The following is a 14,113-nucleotide window of genomic DNA, read 5'->3' on the forward strand; positions in this document are numbered from 1 at the left end:
TGGAGCTAAAGGGATACCCCATATGGATATCCAGTATCCCGAGCGGCGGCGTCATGATGGCCGGGAATATCGAGGCCGCCCTGGGCCACCCCTTCGACGCCCGGGCCTACGCCGATCCGCCCGCCCTGGCCGCGGCCCTGGAACTGGCCGAGGCGGGTAAACCCGTGTTCCCGGCGAATCCTGCCGATAAGAGCCCCAGGATTCTCCGCGGCCTGCTGGCTGCCAGCACCGACCCCGATACCCTGCGGGCCTGGGGTGCGCGGTGGCAGGGTGCCGCCGTGGGCATGCGGACGGGTGCGGCCTCCGGGGTGTGGGTATTGGACGTGGACAAGAAGCGCGGCCTGGACGGCGACGAGGCTTTGTTCGCACTCCAAGCGGAGCACGGCCCATTGCCCGAGCCCTTTGAGGTGCTGACCCCGAGCGGTGGCCGCCACCTCTACTTCCAGCACCCAGGGCACACCGTGCGGACATGCTCAGGACTGCGCCCCGGGCTCGACGTGCGCGGTGACAAGGGTTATGTCCTCGTGCCGCCATCCCCTGGCTATGAGTATGAGGGAAGCAACCCGCCAGTCCCGCCGGTAGCGCCCGAGTGGCTGCTGGAGTTGGTACGAGAGGACGAGGCCCGGCCGACGGCGCCCGCCCTGGCCCCCAGCGACCCCATACCCGATGGCCGCCGCAATGACGCTCTGACGCGCCTGGCGGGCCGCTACCGAGCCGATGGCATGAGCCCGGCGGTGTTGGAGGCCCTGTTGCTCACCATCAACACCGAGCGATGCAGGCCGCCGCTACCGGATGCCGAGGTGAGGCAGATCGCCGCCAGCGTCGGACGGTACACGCTCGAGAGGGATGTGGTGGGAGAATCATCGGTGGATTTCTCGGGGCTGCTGATGAGCGCCATGGGGGTGCCCGTCACCACCTGGCCCGCGCCGCTCGACATGCGCGAGCTGGCCCTCGTGGAGCCGACGCCGCCGGAGTTCTTCGTCGCCGACTGGATGCCGAAGGGTTACGCGACCCTGCTGGCCGGGCATGGTGGCGTGGGAAAGTCGGGAATCGCGTTGCACCTGGCCTGCTGCCTGGCACTCGGGCGCGACTGGTGGGGCCTGCCCACTGAGCCGGCCCGGGTGCTGTATTTGTCATGCGAGGACCGGGAGGCGGTTCTTCATTGGCGCCTGGCCCGCATCGCCTACCACCTCGGCGTAACCTTGGACGCCCTACACGGGCGCCTCCTGGCCCTGGATTTGGTAGGCCACGACGTGACCCTCTGGCGCGAGCGAGGTGGCCCTACGCCCGCCCTCGGATCGTTACGCGACAACATGCGCGAGGCGGACGTGCTGATCGTGGATGGCATATCGGACACGTACTCCGGCAACGAGAACGATCGCGCCAGCGTCAAGAGCTACGTGAACGCCCTGCTCTCTACTGTGCGCGACGATGGCGCCGTCTTGCTGCTGGGGCACGTCAACCGGACCACGGCCGCGGGCGGGGGCACGTCCGAGGGCTACAGCGGCTCCACCGGCTGGAACAACGCAGTCCGGGCCCGCTGGTACCTCTACCCCGAGACACAAGCCGTGGACGGCGAGCACGAAGCCTCCGGCGACCTTCTACTCGATCACCAGAAGTCAAACCTCGGCACCACGGGCGCGCAGGTGAGATTCAGGTGGGACGACGACGCCCACCTCTTCCTCGGCCAGGCCGTGACGCCCGCCGGGGCCGCGGACAAGGCCGCCCGGGACCGGCGCGAACTCGACGGAATCGAAGAGGCGATCCGGGCAGTTATCGAGCGTGGCGACTACGTGCCGGCGACGCGTCAGGGGCCGGATACCGGCTTCAAAAAACTGCTGGACGAGCCCGCCATGCCCTCCTCTTTACGGGCCGATAATCGGGCGACGCGGGCCCGTTTTTGGCGCCACGTCGAACTCAGCGAGGTGCGATTGCACGGCACCACTGTCAGCCTGCCCGAGCATGGCGTGGTAGTGCCCCTGGTGGAGGGGGTCTATCGGGTGGTGTCCACCACGAACTCGGACGGGGTGATGCTGGTGGGATTCCTGCGGGAGTGAGATTCACAGCTATGGGTATACGCTTCGGCAGTGCATGTTAGTGAACACTCACGCCAGAGGTCTCACGCTTATGCGCTTTAGGTACTTCCAGGGGCGCGTGAAACATGGGTAATTGGAACCCTGGTTGTCGATTATTTTTCCGATCTGCATGTTGATTGTTTCCATTTCTTCTTCTGTTAATCCCGCCTGGAGGGCACGACATGAACACCGAGTTTGAAGGCACTGAAATGACTGCACGCGAGTTAGCAAGCGTCTTGGGCGTGACTCAACGCATGGTGGACCAGTTCGTCCAGGCGGGTATGCCATACATCCCGCCACCACCGGAAAAGAAACGCGGGCGTACATTCGACAGCGCGATGGCGATCCGGTGGCTCATTAACCGCCGGGTGTACCAAGCCACGCGCTGGTAACGGACTCGACAGTGACAGCACCCGCCCCCCGTCTCAGTCGGCAGGCCATCGACGCCGCTGCCACCGCCGCATCACTGCCGGCACGGGATAGCGCCCTATATGCACTCGTGGCCCTGCTGGACCCCCACGGCATATCAAGCACATGGGCCAGGGCGGGCCTGGTAGCCGTGGCCAATGAGCGCGAAGAAGCCGAGCACCGGGAAAGGGCACAAACCTGAGCCATGGATCGCATCGCCGAGACCGCCCTGCTGCGCGAGGCCCTTGAGGGTCTGGAGGACCGGCCCGAGGCGTGGGCCGGATTCTTGCGCGAGCGCGTGGTGGGCTCACTGGTGAGCGGTGCTCCCGTGGTGGCCCGGCCCCGCAGGGAGATGCAGCGGCTCGCCCTGCGTGATGCATTCATTGCGGATGCCCTGGCCCTCTTGCCCGCGGATATGACCAGTCGCGCCCGTGCCCTGGAGCTTGAGCGGCTATCCCGTGCGCTGCCCCGAGTACGGCATCCGGCGCCCATCCACCGCGCCCTCCGGCGGGCGGCCGCACTCGCCCCACTGCCTGGGTTCTGGCAACTCTACCGTGTGGCACGAGCGACCGCCCCAATGCCACACGAGACCGGCGAAACTATCTCCATCGACATCGAACACCCGAAAGGAGATCAAACCGATGGGAACATTTAGCGCATTACGCCGGGTCCTTGCCGGCACCCCTGCCGAGCTTACGGCCCAGCGGTTGACGGCCGCCAACTCCGAACTGCTGACTGCCCGCAAGATCCGCGACCGGGCGCAGTCGGTCCACCACCAGGCGGTGAAGGATGCCCGGGACGCCCGTGCTGCGGCTACTGCTGCAGCCGACCGGCTGGGGGCCACGCCAGAAGATAACGCCAACCACCGCATGCTCGCCGAACAGGCCGACCGCCTGGAGACGGCCGCACAGGAAGCCGAGGCAGCGCGTGATCGTGCCGTGGCGAAGCTGACCGATGCCGCCCGGACTTTCGAGCATTGGCAAGGTGAGGCCGAGACGGCGGAGTCGACGGTGCCGACTTTGGCCGACGTCAAAGCGCTGCAAGAGAAAGTCGCGAAGACCGAAGCCGAAGCCGCCGCAGTCTTGGAGCACATCGAGGCGGTGGAGGAGCGCGCGGCCGCCTTGGCGGAGCAGGCGCCCGACCTCGAGGAACTGCGCAGTGACGTGGCGGAGCTGGCAGCCGCGGAGATCATGGGCGCCAAGGCCGAGGGGTTGGCCGCCGCCCGCAAGAAGTTGGCGACGGCCGAAAAGGATGCGGGAGAGACCACGGCGGCAGTTGCCGATCTTGAACTCACGCTCAGCGGCTTGCGGACCCGGCATGCTCAGGCCGCCGAGGCCGCGGCGCAGTCCAGGGAGCTACTGCCAGGTGTTGTTGAGCGCGCCCTGCTGGCCCTGGCGGATCAGTACCACGCCAAATATCTGAAGGCGGAGGCCGCGGCCCGGGAGGCCTATGCGCCCCTGCTGGGTCTCGATGTTGCCTTGCACCAGCTGGGTCGCGTGCAGAGCATCACCCGGCACGGCGATCACAAGCCGGTCGCGAGCGTCGATCCGAATCGCCCGGATCCCGATCTGCTATCGAAGGGCGTCAAATTGGTGGATGCCGAAACGGCAAAGGCCGGCGTCACCCTTGACGGTATTACCCAGTAGGAGGCCACAGCATGAGCGAAGCGACTTCTATCCAGAATGCCTATTTCGTGTCCTTGGTGCGCCACGGCATTGCGCAGGGCATGAGCCGCCGCGAGGCTGAGCAGGCCGCCGGCCAGGAGGCCCCGGAGGCCCATGCCGCGCACCTGCTGCACCAGGCGCCGCAACTTCGTCAGCGGAGAGCACTACGAGCCGGGCACGGGCGTGGGCTTCTTCATCCAGGAGATCAGCCGCCCCTATATCGAGCGCGGTCTGGATCGTCACGCCGCAGCCGTGCAAGCGCTCGCCGATCATTCGAACGTGCGGGCCGCGGTGGCCCGGGCGGTAGCGGCGGGCCGTGCTTGAACGCCTACGCGTGATTGTGTGCGATGAGCTGCGCCGCTCCCAAGATCCAGAGCAGGCGGCCGATCGCATCTGTGATCGGGTGCGGCATGAGTTTGGCGGCACTCGTACCTGGGTCCCGGCTCGAGTGTCGCAGGAGCGCATCGTGGATGCCTTGGGGGAGGGCGTTAAGCCGGCCGAAGTTGCCAAGCGTTTGGGCGTCAACGTGTCCACAGTCTACCGCGCCTATACCCGCCAGCGGCGGGTGCGAAGTTCCGGCATCGAGTGAGTGCCATGGCAAGGCCCAGCGGGCGGTGGCCTTAAACACCCGCAGGCGGCGGCGCCCCTCCTCTGGCTATCCAACAGGGCGCAGAGCTGCCCCGGTTCCCCTCACCGGTATGGGGCCGTCCCCGAGGGGTGGGTGGGGCGGCAGATTGTCATGATGAATAACTGAAGGAGGCCCCATGGCTGACAGCACAGCAAAAATCTGTCGCCTTCATGTCGACACCGGAAAACATCGAAGCTGTTCGAGTAGTCTCTCGGGAGTTACTGCAGCGGGGACGGTTAGAGGCGGATCACATTGACGTGTTGATCGAGCTTGCCGACGGCCGTGTCTCTTACAACGAATATGCTCGGTGGATGAGCATGGCCGGAATAAAGCCCGTGCAAGTTATCGCTGTCGATGAGCCCCGACCGGAGCCCACAGTCATGCAAGTGACCGCGATCGATGTACAGCGCGAGTAGCGCCCCCCTGCCCCTATTGAGCCCGGCCCCGTGCCGGGCTTTTTTTTGCCCCTTCCCGGGTGACCACGAGTCAATAATTATTGACGTGCCCGACCTGCCCGCGGGTAAGCGCGCCGCGAAGCTGGCCGAGCTGGATACGGCCATCGCCGCGAAGGAATCCGAATTGGTGCAACTCCATGAACTGGCTGACGCCTCCGGGATCGTCCTGAAGTCTGACCCCGCCCTGCCGAAGTCCGCCGCCACCCGCCGCCGCGACGGCAATCTGGTAGATCCTGACGCATAACTGCGAGTGACGGAACTGGCCGACTGGCCATCTGGAGGCCGTGGGCCTGGAGTCTGAAGCCAAGCTTGCAGCCCTCTTTCAGGCCCTGGTAGCCGCCGAGGGCAGTGGCAATGCTTTCCTGCGGTGGCCGGCTGCCCGCATGCTGGCACATTTCGAAGCGGGTCGCTGCTCTGGTGCCGGGCTAGCGGCGCAGCGCCTACAGGAAGCGCCTCCATCTTCGACAAGCCGCGGCGGCCCTGGCCCCCGACGCTGGCCGCTGGCCGCTGGCAATAGGCGCGCGGGCGGCTGAGCTGCAGCATCAAGATTTGCCGGTGCCGGACATTCTTCCCATGCTCGGAGTCAAGCGACACCTGCTTCAGCGAAAACGCGCGTTAAATCAGTCAGAGAAAATCGATCATGATAGGTCCTTTAGGCCTACATTCTTGGCGATCTTGACGGCAACACGCTTGAAATCCTTGTACGCATCGCTCACTGCGTAAGTATGTGCGCCGAGGGCGCCATCAGCGGGCTTCAGGAAGAACATTGGTTTGCGAGCCTCCTGAGCGAGAGGCATAAGGCTGCGATAGTCCTTGAGCTTGGCGATACAGTTGGGGTCGGTATCGATTTTGATCTGTTGGTCAGGTTCCTGGTTAAGTACAGCCCTCATGTAGGTGGATGGGATGCGAGCAATCCAGCGCTCGAAAGCCTTAACGGGTCGGTCAAGCCGAGTGGAGTGTCGCAGCACCATGTAGCCAATGGGCTCGATATTGCCCCCTGGTAGGCTAAGGTCTGCTGGCGGATTTTCACCCAGTCGCTTAGTCCACCCTTCACGCCACCTACGTACGGCGGGACCTAGATTTTGCAGACCTTGAAGTGAAAACAGATCCGGCCCCAATGGGATAGCCACAAAGTCCGATGCAATCAGCGAAGCACGGTTGATCGCACCAAGGTTTGGGCCCAAATCAATCATGATGGCATCAGCGCCGTGTTTTTCCCCAGCTTTCTGTGTCACGCGCCAAAACGCTGACATTATACGGAATGCACGAGCGTCTCCCCCAAGACACTTCGGCCACACCTCGGACAAATCATCTTCAAAGGTAGATAGCGCCATGTCTCCAAGAATTAGCCCCAATCGATCAGAAATAATTTCAACGTGGGGATCAAGGATATCTCCCGTGCCATCTTTGAGTGGCTTGACAGCACCAAAGATCGTTTGCGGATCTCCGTGATTCAACATGACGGCTTCGAGCCGGTCCTCATCAAGAAAAGCTGCCGTAAGATTACTTTGGGGATCGAGGTCGGCTGCGATCACGCGTAGGCCATTGTCGGCCAACATCCACGACAAGTGATAGACCATGGATGTCTTTCCAACGCCGCCCTTGTTGTTGAAAAACGCGATGACAGGGATGCTCATGGACGCCTCCTTAAAATGACGGCGATGTGGTTATCTTCGACTTGGAACTCGGGCAACGGACTGCCATTCTTCTCCATCTCTCTCCGAGCCAACGCAATGCCATAGCCGAAGCGTTGCACATAACCCAGTTCTTTCATCACGCCGGCCAAGTTCGGGTTGCGGTAGTCATTTGCACCGGGCTGACCAAAGTCCTCTTTAGTGACTTGCCCGAAGGGGCCGCCTGGGTTCTGAATCTCAACGCGATCATTGAACCAGTAAACGCGGACTGGCGCATTGGTGTTTTCGTAGGTCCTGTGGAGTACCGCATTGCGGACAAGCTGCTGAAGCGCCACTACAGGATAATCAGGTGTTCGTACTTCCGTGACGCCACTTGTGAAGTCAGCAGATGACTGGATGTTGTTTTTAATCAGGTCCTCGACTTCCTCGAGAAGATCGGGGAGCGGCCCACGGACCTCACGTTGATTCCTCACGGGGTCGCCGAGATGTTCTCCGTCGATGCGAACGAACTGTATGTAGGCGCATGCAATCCAGTCCGCCGGAGACTTGCCCACAGTCAGCAATCCGAGCATCGTCGAACAGAGGGGCGGACCGGGATGAGCAAATTTTGCCGCGGCGAGTTGATCTTCTAGGGACCGCTGGTTCTGCTCAATGACCTCAGTCGAAACGGAGTTCGGAAGATAGGTACGCCTGAAAAGAAAATCGTCAAGTTGATCCAGTCCAGCATCTTGAAAGGGCCGAATATCTGCTGGGAGATCACGATACCTCCTCTTTTCGTTGAGTCGGCGTTCATCATCCGCGTTTGCAATTCCCTTACGGGGGCCCGAACGAATCCACACCGATCCCTTGAATCGTACTGGAGGAGACGACGAGGGGTGCACGATTACAACCGCCATGTCATAACCTTTGAGATTTAGTTTCTGGACGTCCAGAGACGGAAACGGAACGATGTTTCCGTCGCCCCGCATCGCAGCAAGGTTCAGTAGCAATTGGTCAGTGATCTCTAGCCCTGTCGGTTGTCCATTGTCGCCAACGCCAACGAATAACACCCCAGGTTGTTGATGATCAGGAAGATCATTGGCAAAGGCGCATACCGCTTGGCGAAACTTGTCGCCATTGTTTGAGGATTGCGTTCGCTCCGCGCGGTCAGACTCGATCTCGTCCAGCAGAGCTTCAAGCTGTTCTTTTGTCATGGCGTGCGTTCAGTTCTCGTTGACGCTGCAAGCATGTGCTGCGGGCTAATCAGCACACTGCCCTTGGCTTTGGTTAGAAGGTTGACGCATGGATCCTGAATGCACAGAAGGCCCGGACTGCCGGCCGCTGGCGAAGCGGCACAAGCTGAAGCGGCCAGAGTAGGCGAGGCGTAAGCGACTAGGCCGCCTCCCGTAACACATCGGCGAACTCGTCCGGCCTAGACCAGCGCGACACAGTGGACAGGCTCTCCACTAGGCTGAAGTCTTCGTCAGACCAGATGTCGGCAGTGTCGTCAAAGAGTGAGACGAAGTGTAAGGCCTCCGGGCCAGCCGCCAGGTGATTCAAATCGAACCATGCTGCTGTGACGTGCTCGACCACAGCCCGGGCCCTTGAGCGATTTGCGGTGCTCAGCACGTAGACCAGGGAGCTGCGGGCCGGCACTCGCACGTGGAAGTCAACCGTCCAGCCTCTACCGGAGTTACCGGCCAGCTTTTCCCGCGGCTGGAAGTGGAACTGGTGCTCTGATAGGTAATCTGCGACCTCATCGACAATGGACTCCACTGCCCGGGTTCTGAAGGTAAACCAGATGTCCGAAACCCGCAGCGACGCTTGGGCAACACGGATGACCACCGCCGCCAAGGAGTCCCCGGGGCGGCAGCGGGCGAGTAGCATGCCACGGTAGAATTCCACGCCATGGGTCAAACAGGCGTCTTCGATAAGCTTAAGCTGCTTAGGCGAACGGCGCAGGCTGACAGATTGCATGCGCAGCCATCGTGTGGTTTCTCCCAGATCAGTGACCGTTATGAGGTCATCCTCGATCTTGCAGAAGAGGTCGATGTTGTCGCCATCTGGGAATAGGTAAGGCGTACGAATGCGCTGATAGCCCCCCTGCTCCGAACAAGTGAATAGCTCACTGAGATTGGCCTTAAATTCCTGGCATATCATGTGCACGCTCATAAGAGCAGTTCCTCTTGAACCGCTGGCGGTTGGGCAAGCCGGCCGCCGACATGTTTAATTTTAGCCTCTGCGCAGAACTGCTCCCAGACAGCTACCGGCTCGGTCGCGAGCGTCGTGATGTCCTCGGGCACATATGCTTCCTTATCCCGGAATTGCTCCGTCCAGCTGTGCTTGTGTTTTTCCCCTACCTGCGTGCACTCGGGATTATGATGGTCCTTCCCCATATCCAGCCCGTAAATGCGTCCATCTGTCTTTAGAATCAGCATATAAGAGAGCGTGCCCGCATAACGATTGTAGCTGCCCCGCACAAATAGCGGCCATCCGACGTCCGAATGTATCTCCACCCGGAACTCAACCGCGGGGGAGTGATCCTCGTCCTCCGTCCACTCGATACCGCCGTTTATCTCCTTGGAATTATCCTCCAGGATTGAGGCGAATTCTGCATTCGTCAGTGCCATTATCTCTCCTGCTATCGTTTTGGGCACCTTGGCGCGTACCCACACCTCTTCAGCTAGCTCCGCGGTGATATCGGTTCGATAAGACCGACAGATTCCCCCTGTAGTGAAGGACGAACCGCTTCTGAGGACGAAACACCGACAGTCTCTACGACCGCTGGAGCGTTCCGCCGGACCTTGAGCCCGCTCCCGGAAGGGGGTCAACGGACACCGGCAACGCCGAGCAGCTATGGAGCTACGGCGCTCCCTGGGCCGCCAGGGCGACGACCCACGGGATAGCGGCGATGGTGCCGCGGGAGGGCATGCTGGCGTCCGTGCTGACTCAAGGGCAGCCCATAACGCGCTGCTGACGGATTGCGTTGTTGGCGCGCCTGCCGTGGCCGTAGATGGTCTCAATGCGGGCAAACTCTTGGCACTGGCGGCGCTTGTCCTGCTCCTCACGGAGGGCGCGATAGTCGTCTCGCACCTGTTCGCGCTCTTGGGCGCGGCGCTCGTAGGCCTCGCGCTGCTCGATCTGGCGGTGACGTTCCTCCTCCTTCGACCGCAGGTTAGTTCGGCGATCACCCTCGATAGCGTTGTCGAATATCTGGACCTCCTCGGTACGAGCGTGATCCGGCGGGGCGTCGCCGTAGTGGACTTGCCCCTCCTCGTCCACCCACTTCTTGATGCTGCCAGCCGTCGCGGGCAAGGCGATGGTCAGGGCGATGATGGCAATAACCGTGCTGCGCATGGGGTCCCTCCGTCTGGTTCGCTATCCCGGGCAGAGAGCATACCACTGACGGCCGGAGTAGGCGCCAGGGTGGCCCCGCTACTACGTAGGTGCACCTTGTGTGCACTTTAGGACGTGCTGAAAAACTGAAAAACAGACCCAAAATCGGTGCACACACGGCGCACACAGTATGGGGTTATCTATTTGTTTTCATTGGAGTTTACAAATGATGCCCATGCACACGAAGAGTATGTGCACCTTGGAATCGTCAGTCATAAGTCGCTGTCATGGGATGGGTCAAGCCGTTGGCATTGTAGGGCGCTGCCGTCACCGGCACCAGGGTTGTCCCGGCAATCTATGCCCGGGGCCCGGATGTGGATCGGGATGTATCCCGACATCCGGCCTATCAACCGAAGCCCTGGCGGGCCATGGAGCGGCGCAGGAAGGCGATCTGGGCCTGTAGGGGCAGGTCCTTGGGGCAGACGTCCTGGCAGCCGAGGAGCGCCATGCAGCCGAACACCCCCTGGTCGTCGCCGATGAGTTCGTAGAAATCCCCGTCGCCACGCCCATCCCGTGGGTCCAGGCGGAAGCGGGCGATACGGTTCAGCCCCACCGCCCCGACGAAGTCCGCGCGCATGCGCGCGGTGCCGCAGGCCGCCACGCAGCAGCCGCACTCGATGCAACGGTCGAGTTCGTAGATCTCATCGGCCAGGTCCGGATCCATGGCCGCCTCCACGCGATCCACATCAGCCGCGGACCCATCATGGAGCCAGGACTGCAGGCGCTCCCCCATGGCCCGCATCCACTTGCCGGTGTTCACCGACAGGTCGCCGATGAGTTCGAACACCGGCAACGGCGCGAGACGGATGTGGGCGTCCAGATCCTGGGTGAGAGTGCGGCAGGCCAGCCCCGGCCGGCCGTTGATGAGCATGCCACAACTGCCGCAGATCCCGGCCCGGCACACGAAGTCGAACTGCAGGGAGGGATCCTGGGTCTCACGGATCTCGTTGAGGGCGATGAACAGGGTCATGCCCGGGGCCTCGGCCAGATCATAGCCCTGGAGCCGCGGCCGGCTCGCGGAATCGGCCGGATTGTGGCGCAACACCTCGATGCGCAGCCCTCGCGGTCGGTCGGGATCCCGGGTACTCAAGACATGCCCTCGGCGAGGCGTTCGTTGGGGCCGCGGTAGCGTTCCGGCAACAGGTGACGGAAGGGCATCAGGGCCTCCTGGAGGGCGAAGCGGTCGGCGCCCGCCTGCTCGACCTTCACATGATCGATGTCGGCCTGGCGCAGTTGTGCATCGGGATGCGCGATATGGTCCCTGGCACCATAACCGCGCCAACCCGGAGGCAGCTCCATAGAGCTGATGTCGAGGGCCTCGTAATCCAGGGTCGGCAGGGTATCGGCGGGATCCGGCCACAAGGCCAGGGTGCGTTGCAGCCACGCCTCGTCGTTGCGGCGCGGGTAGTCGTCTCGATAATGGGCGCCGCGGCTCTCGGTACGGGCGAGGGCGCCGGCGGCGGTGCACAGGGCGAGCCGGAGCATGAGCTGTAGCCGGTAGGCCACCACCAGTTCCGGGTTGGCCCCCGCGGCCTTGTAGCCCACCCCCAGGTGGCGGCTGCGTTCCACCAGCTGCTGGAGTTCCTCCACCGCCGCCGCCAGGGCCTCGCCATGGCGGAATATGCCCACCTTGTCGGTCATGACTTTCTGCATGGCGGCCTTGAGGGCGTTGGCATTCTCCCCGCCGCCCCCTTTCAGCAAGCCGTCCAGCCGCACCTGCTCGCGCCCCAGGAAGTCTCGCGCCAACCCCGTGGAGACCACCGCATCGTTGGCGCTGCGGTCGCAGAAGTCGGCGATGGATTCCCCCACGATCATGCCCGCCACCACCGTCTCCGCCACCGAATTGCCCCCGAGCCGATTGAAGCCATGCATGTCCCAGCAGGCCACTTCCCCCGCGGCGAACAGGCCCTTCAGGGTGGGGCTCTCGCCCGTATGATCGGTGCGGATTCCGCCCATCGTGTAGTGCTGGGCCGGGCGCACCGGGATGGGCTCCGTCACCGGATCGATGCCGAGGAAGTTGCGGCAGATCTCCTGCACCTCCCTGAGATTGCGCTCGATGTGCTCGCGCCCCAGCAGGGTGATGTCGAGCCACAGGTGCTCGCCGAAGCGTGAGCGCGCGCCCTTGCCTGCCGCGATGTGCTGCTCCATGCGCCGGGACACCACGTCCCGGGAGGCCAGCTCCCGCTTCTCCGGCTCGTAGTCGGGCATGAAACGGTGGCCGTCGCCGTCCAGCAACAGGCCGCCGTCGCCCCGGCAGCCCTCGGTCACCAGGATGCCGGCGGGGAAGATGCCGGTGGGATGGAACTGCACCGCTTCCATGTTGCCCAGGGCCGCCACCCCGGTATCCAGGGCGATGGCCTGCCCCATGCCTTCGCAGATAACGGCGTTGGTGGTGACGCGGTACAAGCGCCCCGCCCCACCGGTGGCCAGGGCGGAGGCCTTGGCCACGTAGGCCGTTAGTTCGCCCGTCATCAGGTTGCGTACCACGGCGCCGTGACAGCGCCCGGCGTCGTGGATGAGGGCGATGGCTTCCATGCGCTCGTGCACCGGGATGGCGGCGGCTATGGCCAGATCGGACACCGTGTAGAGCATGGCATGGCCGGTGCCGTCGGAAGCATAACAGGTGCGCCACTTCCTGGTGCCGCCGAACTGGCGCTGGGCCACCAGGCCGTGGGCGGCATCCCGCTCCGTGACGCCGACCCGCTCGCCGTTGATGACCACCTCGCGCTCGCCCTTGCGCACCCGGCTCCAGGGCACGCCCCAGGCCGCCAGCTCGCGCACCGCCTTGGGGGCGGTATGCACGAACATGCGCACCACCTCCTGGTCGGCGCCCCAGTCGCTGCCCCGCACCGTGTCCTCGAAATGCACGTCCTCGTTATCGCCCTGGCCCTGGATGACGTTGGCCAGGCTGGCCTGCATGCCCCCCTGGGCCGCCGCGGAATGAGAGCGCTTGGGCGGCACCAGCGACAGGATCACCGCCTCGTGACCGCGGCGGCGGACGGCGATGGCCATGCGCAGACCCGCCAGCCCGCCCCCCACCACCAGCACATCGGTATAGCGGATCTTCACCGCCCCGCCTCCAGGCCCGGCACGTAGGGTTCGCCGTAGCGGTCCGCGTGCGCCATGCCGATCTGCGCGTAGGCGGCGAGGGTGACGAGGCCGAGGGTCACGAAGAAGCCGGTCAGTCCCCACTTGAGGGCCTTCAGGCGCTGCCTCGCCTCCTTCCCGCCGCCGCCCGGCCAGCCCCATTTCACGGCCAGACGATAGAGCCCGATGCCGCCGTGGAGTTCCACCGCCAGCAGCAACAGCAGGTACAGGCCCCACATGCCGTCGCTCCACACCCGGTCCGCCGAGCCGTAGGGACCGATGGAGCTGGGCTGGGTGAGCATGATGTAGAGATGGGGCGAGGCGAGAAAGAAGAGGGCGAAGCCCGTGACCACCTGCCACCACCACAGAGTGGTGTCACCATGGTGCATGGCCTTCATATGGTCCCGCAGGACCCGGTACTGGCGGTAGTCCGCCGGAAACTTGCGCAGGGCCAGGGCGGCATGGACCACGAACAGGGCGATGACGCCGGCCACCGCCAGAGACACCAGCCAGTGATGGGGCTCGCCGAAGATATAGTAGCCCTCGAAGAAACGCGTGACCGTCCACATGGCATCCTCGCCGAGGAGGATGGAGGCCACGAAGAACATGTGGCCCCACATGAACAGCGCGAGAACGAGGCCGCTGATGCTCTGGGTCACATCCAGGCGGGCGGGCCAGGGGCTTTTGGGGATCCCCATGGTCGGGGCCACGCGGGCCTCAGTCATGGCGCCACTGCCAAAGGATCCCGTCCGCGCTGGCGGCGGCAGCTGGCGGCGTCCCGCTTATG

Annotated in this window: 16 protein-coding genes; 8 read left to right on the forward strand and 8 right to left on the reverse strand. The window is 63.5% G+C overall.

The window, feature by feature from the left end:
• Positions 1-53: 53 nt before the first annotated feature.
• The 8 genes from U5S82_23125 (at position 54) to U5S82_23160 (ending at position 5,474) form a co-directional block, all read left to right on the forward strand.
• A complete protein-coding gene (locus U5S82_23125) occupies positions 54-2,057 on the forward strand; it encodes an AAA family ATPase (protein ID MDZ7754458.1) in 2,004 nt (667 codons plus the stop codon).
• Positions 2,058-2,257: 200 nt separating this feature from the next.
• On the forward strand, positions 2,258-2,467 hold the full coding sequence (locus tag U5S82_23130) for a hypothetical protein (protein ID MDZ7754459.1): 210 nt from the start codon (positions 2,258-2,260) through the stop codon (positions 2,465-2,467).
• Between the two features lie 11 nt (positions 2,468-2,478).
• Complete coding sequence (locus tag U5S82_23135) at positions 2,479-2,685, forward strand: hypothetical protein (protein MDZ7754460.1); 207 nt, start codon at positions 2,479-2,481, stop codon at positions 2,683-2,685.
• Between the two features lie 3 nt (positions 2,686-2,688).
• Positions 2,689-3,138 carry a hypothetical protein gene (locus U5S82_23140; protein MDZ7754461.1) on the forward strand — a complete coding sequence of 150 codons (450 nt, stop codon included), beginning with the start codon at positions 2,689-2,691 and terminating at the stop codon, positions 3,136-3,138.
• Entirely contained in the window at positions 3,125-4,129 is a 1,005-nt protein-coding gene (locus U5S82_23145; GenBank protein MDZ7754462.1) for a hypothetical protein, read from the forward strand. Before U5S82_23140 ends, U5S82_23145 begins: the two co-directional genes overlap by 14 nt.
• 132 nt (positions 4,130-4,261) lie before the next feature.
• A complete protein-coding gene (locus tag U5S82_23150) occupies positions 4,262-4,471 on the forward strand; it encodes a hypothetical protein (GenBank protein MDZ7754463.1) in 210 nt (69 codons plus the stop codon).
• Positions 4,464-4,736, forward strand: coding sequence for a hypothetical protein (locus U5S82_23155; GenBank protein ID MDZ7754464.1), 273 nt, complete (start codon positions 4,464-4,466; stop codon positions 4,734-4,736). Before U5S82_23150 ends, U5S82_23155 begins: the two co-directional genes overlap by 8 nt.
• Positions 4,737-5,276: 540 nt before the next feature.
• Complete coding sequence (locus U5S82_23160; protein ID MDZ7754465.1) at positions 5,277-5,474, forward strand: hypothetical protein; 198 nt, start codon at positions 5,277-5,279, stop codon at positions 5,472-5,474.
• A 394-nt stretch (positions 5,475-5,868) separates the two neighbouring features.
• Here U5S82_23160 and U5S82_23165 read toward each other — a convergent pair whose 3' ends face one another.
• The 8 genes from U5S82_23165 to U5S82_23200 form a co-directional block, all read right to left on the reverse strand.
• A complete protein-coding gene (locus tag U5S82_23165; protein ID MDZ7754466.1) occupies positions 5,869-6,867 on the reverse strand; it encodes an AAA family ATPase in 999 nt (332 codons plus the stop codon).
• Positions 6,864-8,057 carry an ATP-binding protein gene (locus U5S82_23170; GenBank protein ID MDZ7754467.1) on the reverse strand — a complete coding sequence of 398 codons (1,194 nt, stop codon included), beginning with the start codon at positions 8,055-8,057 and terminating at the stop codon, positions 6,864-6,866. The genes U5S82_23165 and U5S82_23170 overlap by 4 nt, the downstream gene beginning before the upstream one ends.
• A 178-nt stretch (positions 8,058-8,235) precedes the next feature.
• Complete coding sequence (locus U5S82_23175; GenBank protein MDZ7754468.1) at positions 8,236-9,015, reverse strand: DUF1828 domain-containing protein; 780 nt, start codon at positions 9,013-9,015, stop codon at positions 8,236-8,238.
• Entirely contained in the window at positions 9,012-9,473 is a 462-nt protein-coding gene (locus U5S82_23180) for a hypothetical protein (protein ID MDZ7754469.1), read from the reverse strand. Before U5S82_23180 ends, U5S82_23175 begins: the two co-directional genes overlap by 4 nt.
• Positions 9,474-9,792: 319 nt before the next feature.
• Positions 9,793-10,200, reverse strand: coding sequence for a DUF4124 domain-containing protein (locus tag U5S82_23185; GenBank protein MDZ7754470.1), 408 nt, complete (start codon positions 10,198-10,200; stop codon positions 9,793-9,795).
• Between the two features lie 385 nt (positions 10,201-10,585).
• Positions 10,586-11,329 carry a fumarate reductase iron-sulfur subunit gene (locus U5S82_23190; GenBank protein ID MDZ7754471.1) on the reverse strand — a complete coding sequence of 248 codons (744 nt, stop codon included), beginning with the start codon at positions 11,327-11,329 and terminating at the stop codon, positions 10,586-10,588.
• Positions 11,326-13,308, reverse strand: a complete 1,983-nt coding sequence (locus tag U5S82_23195; protein MDZ7754472.1) for a fumarate reductase flavoprotein subunit — start codon at positions 13,306-13,308, stop codon at positions 11,326-11,328. Before U5S82_23195 ends, U5S82_23190 begins: the two co-directional genes overlap by 4 nt.
• Positions 13,305-14,051, reverse strand: a complete 747-nt coding sequence (locus U5S82_23200; protein MDZ7754473.1) for a fumarate reductase cytochrome b subunit — start codon at positions 14,049-14,051, stop codon at positions 13,305-13,307. The genes U5S82_23195 and U5S82_23200 overlap by 4 nt, the downstream gene beginning before the upstream one ends.
• Positions 14,052-14,113: the final 62 nt, after the last annotated feature.

Source organism: Gammaproteobacteria bacterium, from assembly GCA_034522055.1.
In the GTDB taxonomy this organism is placed as follows: Bacteria; Pseudomonadota; Gammaproteobacteria; order JAABTG01; family JAABTG01; genus JAABTG01.

What these genes read in the sequence shown, in the direction of transcription:
- U5S82_23125 (MDZ7754458.1), top strand. Translation starts at nt 54, where the DNA reads ATGATGGCCGGGAATATCGAGGCCGCCCTGGGCCACCCCTTCGACGCC.
- U5S82_23130 (MDZ7754459.1), top strand. Translation starts at nt 2,258, where the DNA reads ATGAACACCGAGTTTGAAGGCACTGAAATGACTGCACGCGAGTTAGCA.
- U5S82_23140 (MDZ7754461.1), top strand. Translation starts at nt 2,689, where the DNA reads ATGGATCGCATCGCCGAGACCGCCCTGCTGCGCGAGGCCCTTGAGGGT.
- U5S82_23145 (MDZ7754462.1), top strand. Translation starts at nt 3,125, where the DNA reads ATGGGAACATTTAGCGCATTACGCCGGGTCCTTGCCGGCACCCCTGCC.
- U5S82_23150 (MDZ7754463.1), top strand. Translation starts at nt 4,262, where the DNA reads ATGCCGCGCACCTGCTGCACCAGGCGCCGCAACTTCGTCAGCGGAGAG.
- U5S82_23165 (MDZ7754466.1), bottom strand. Translation starts at nt 6,867, where the DNA reads ATGAGCATCCCTGTCATCGCGTTTTTCAACAACAAGGGCGGCGTTGGA.
- U5S82_23170 (MDZ7754467.1), bottom strand. Translation starts at nt 8,057, where the DNA reads ATGACAAAAGAACAGCTTGAAGCTCTGCTGGACGAGATCGAGTCTGAC.
- U5S82_23175 (MDZ7754468.1), bottom strand. Translation starts at nt 9,015, where the DNA reads ATGAGCGTGCACATGATATGCCAGGAATTTAAGGCCAATCTCAGTGAG.
- U5S82_23180 (MDZ7754469.1), bottom strand. Translation starts at nt 9,473, where the DNA reads ATGGCACTGACGAATGCAGAATTCGCCTCAATCCTGGAGGATAATTCC.
- U5S82_23185 (MDZ7754470.1), bottom strand. Translation starts at nt 10,200, where the DNA reads ATGCGCAGCACGGTTATTGCCATCATCGCCCTGACCATCGCCTTGCCC.
- U5S82_23200 (MDZ7754473.1), bottom strand. Translation starts at nt 14,051, where the DNA reads ATGACTGAGGCCCGCGTGGCCCCGACCATGGGGATCCCCAAAAGCCCC.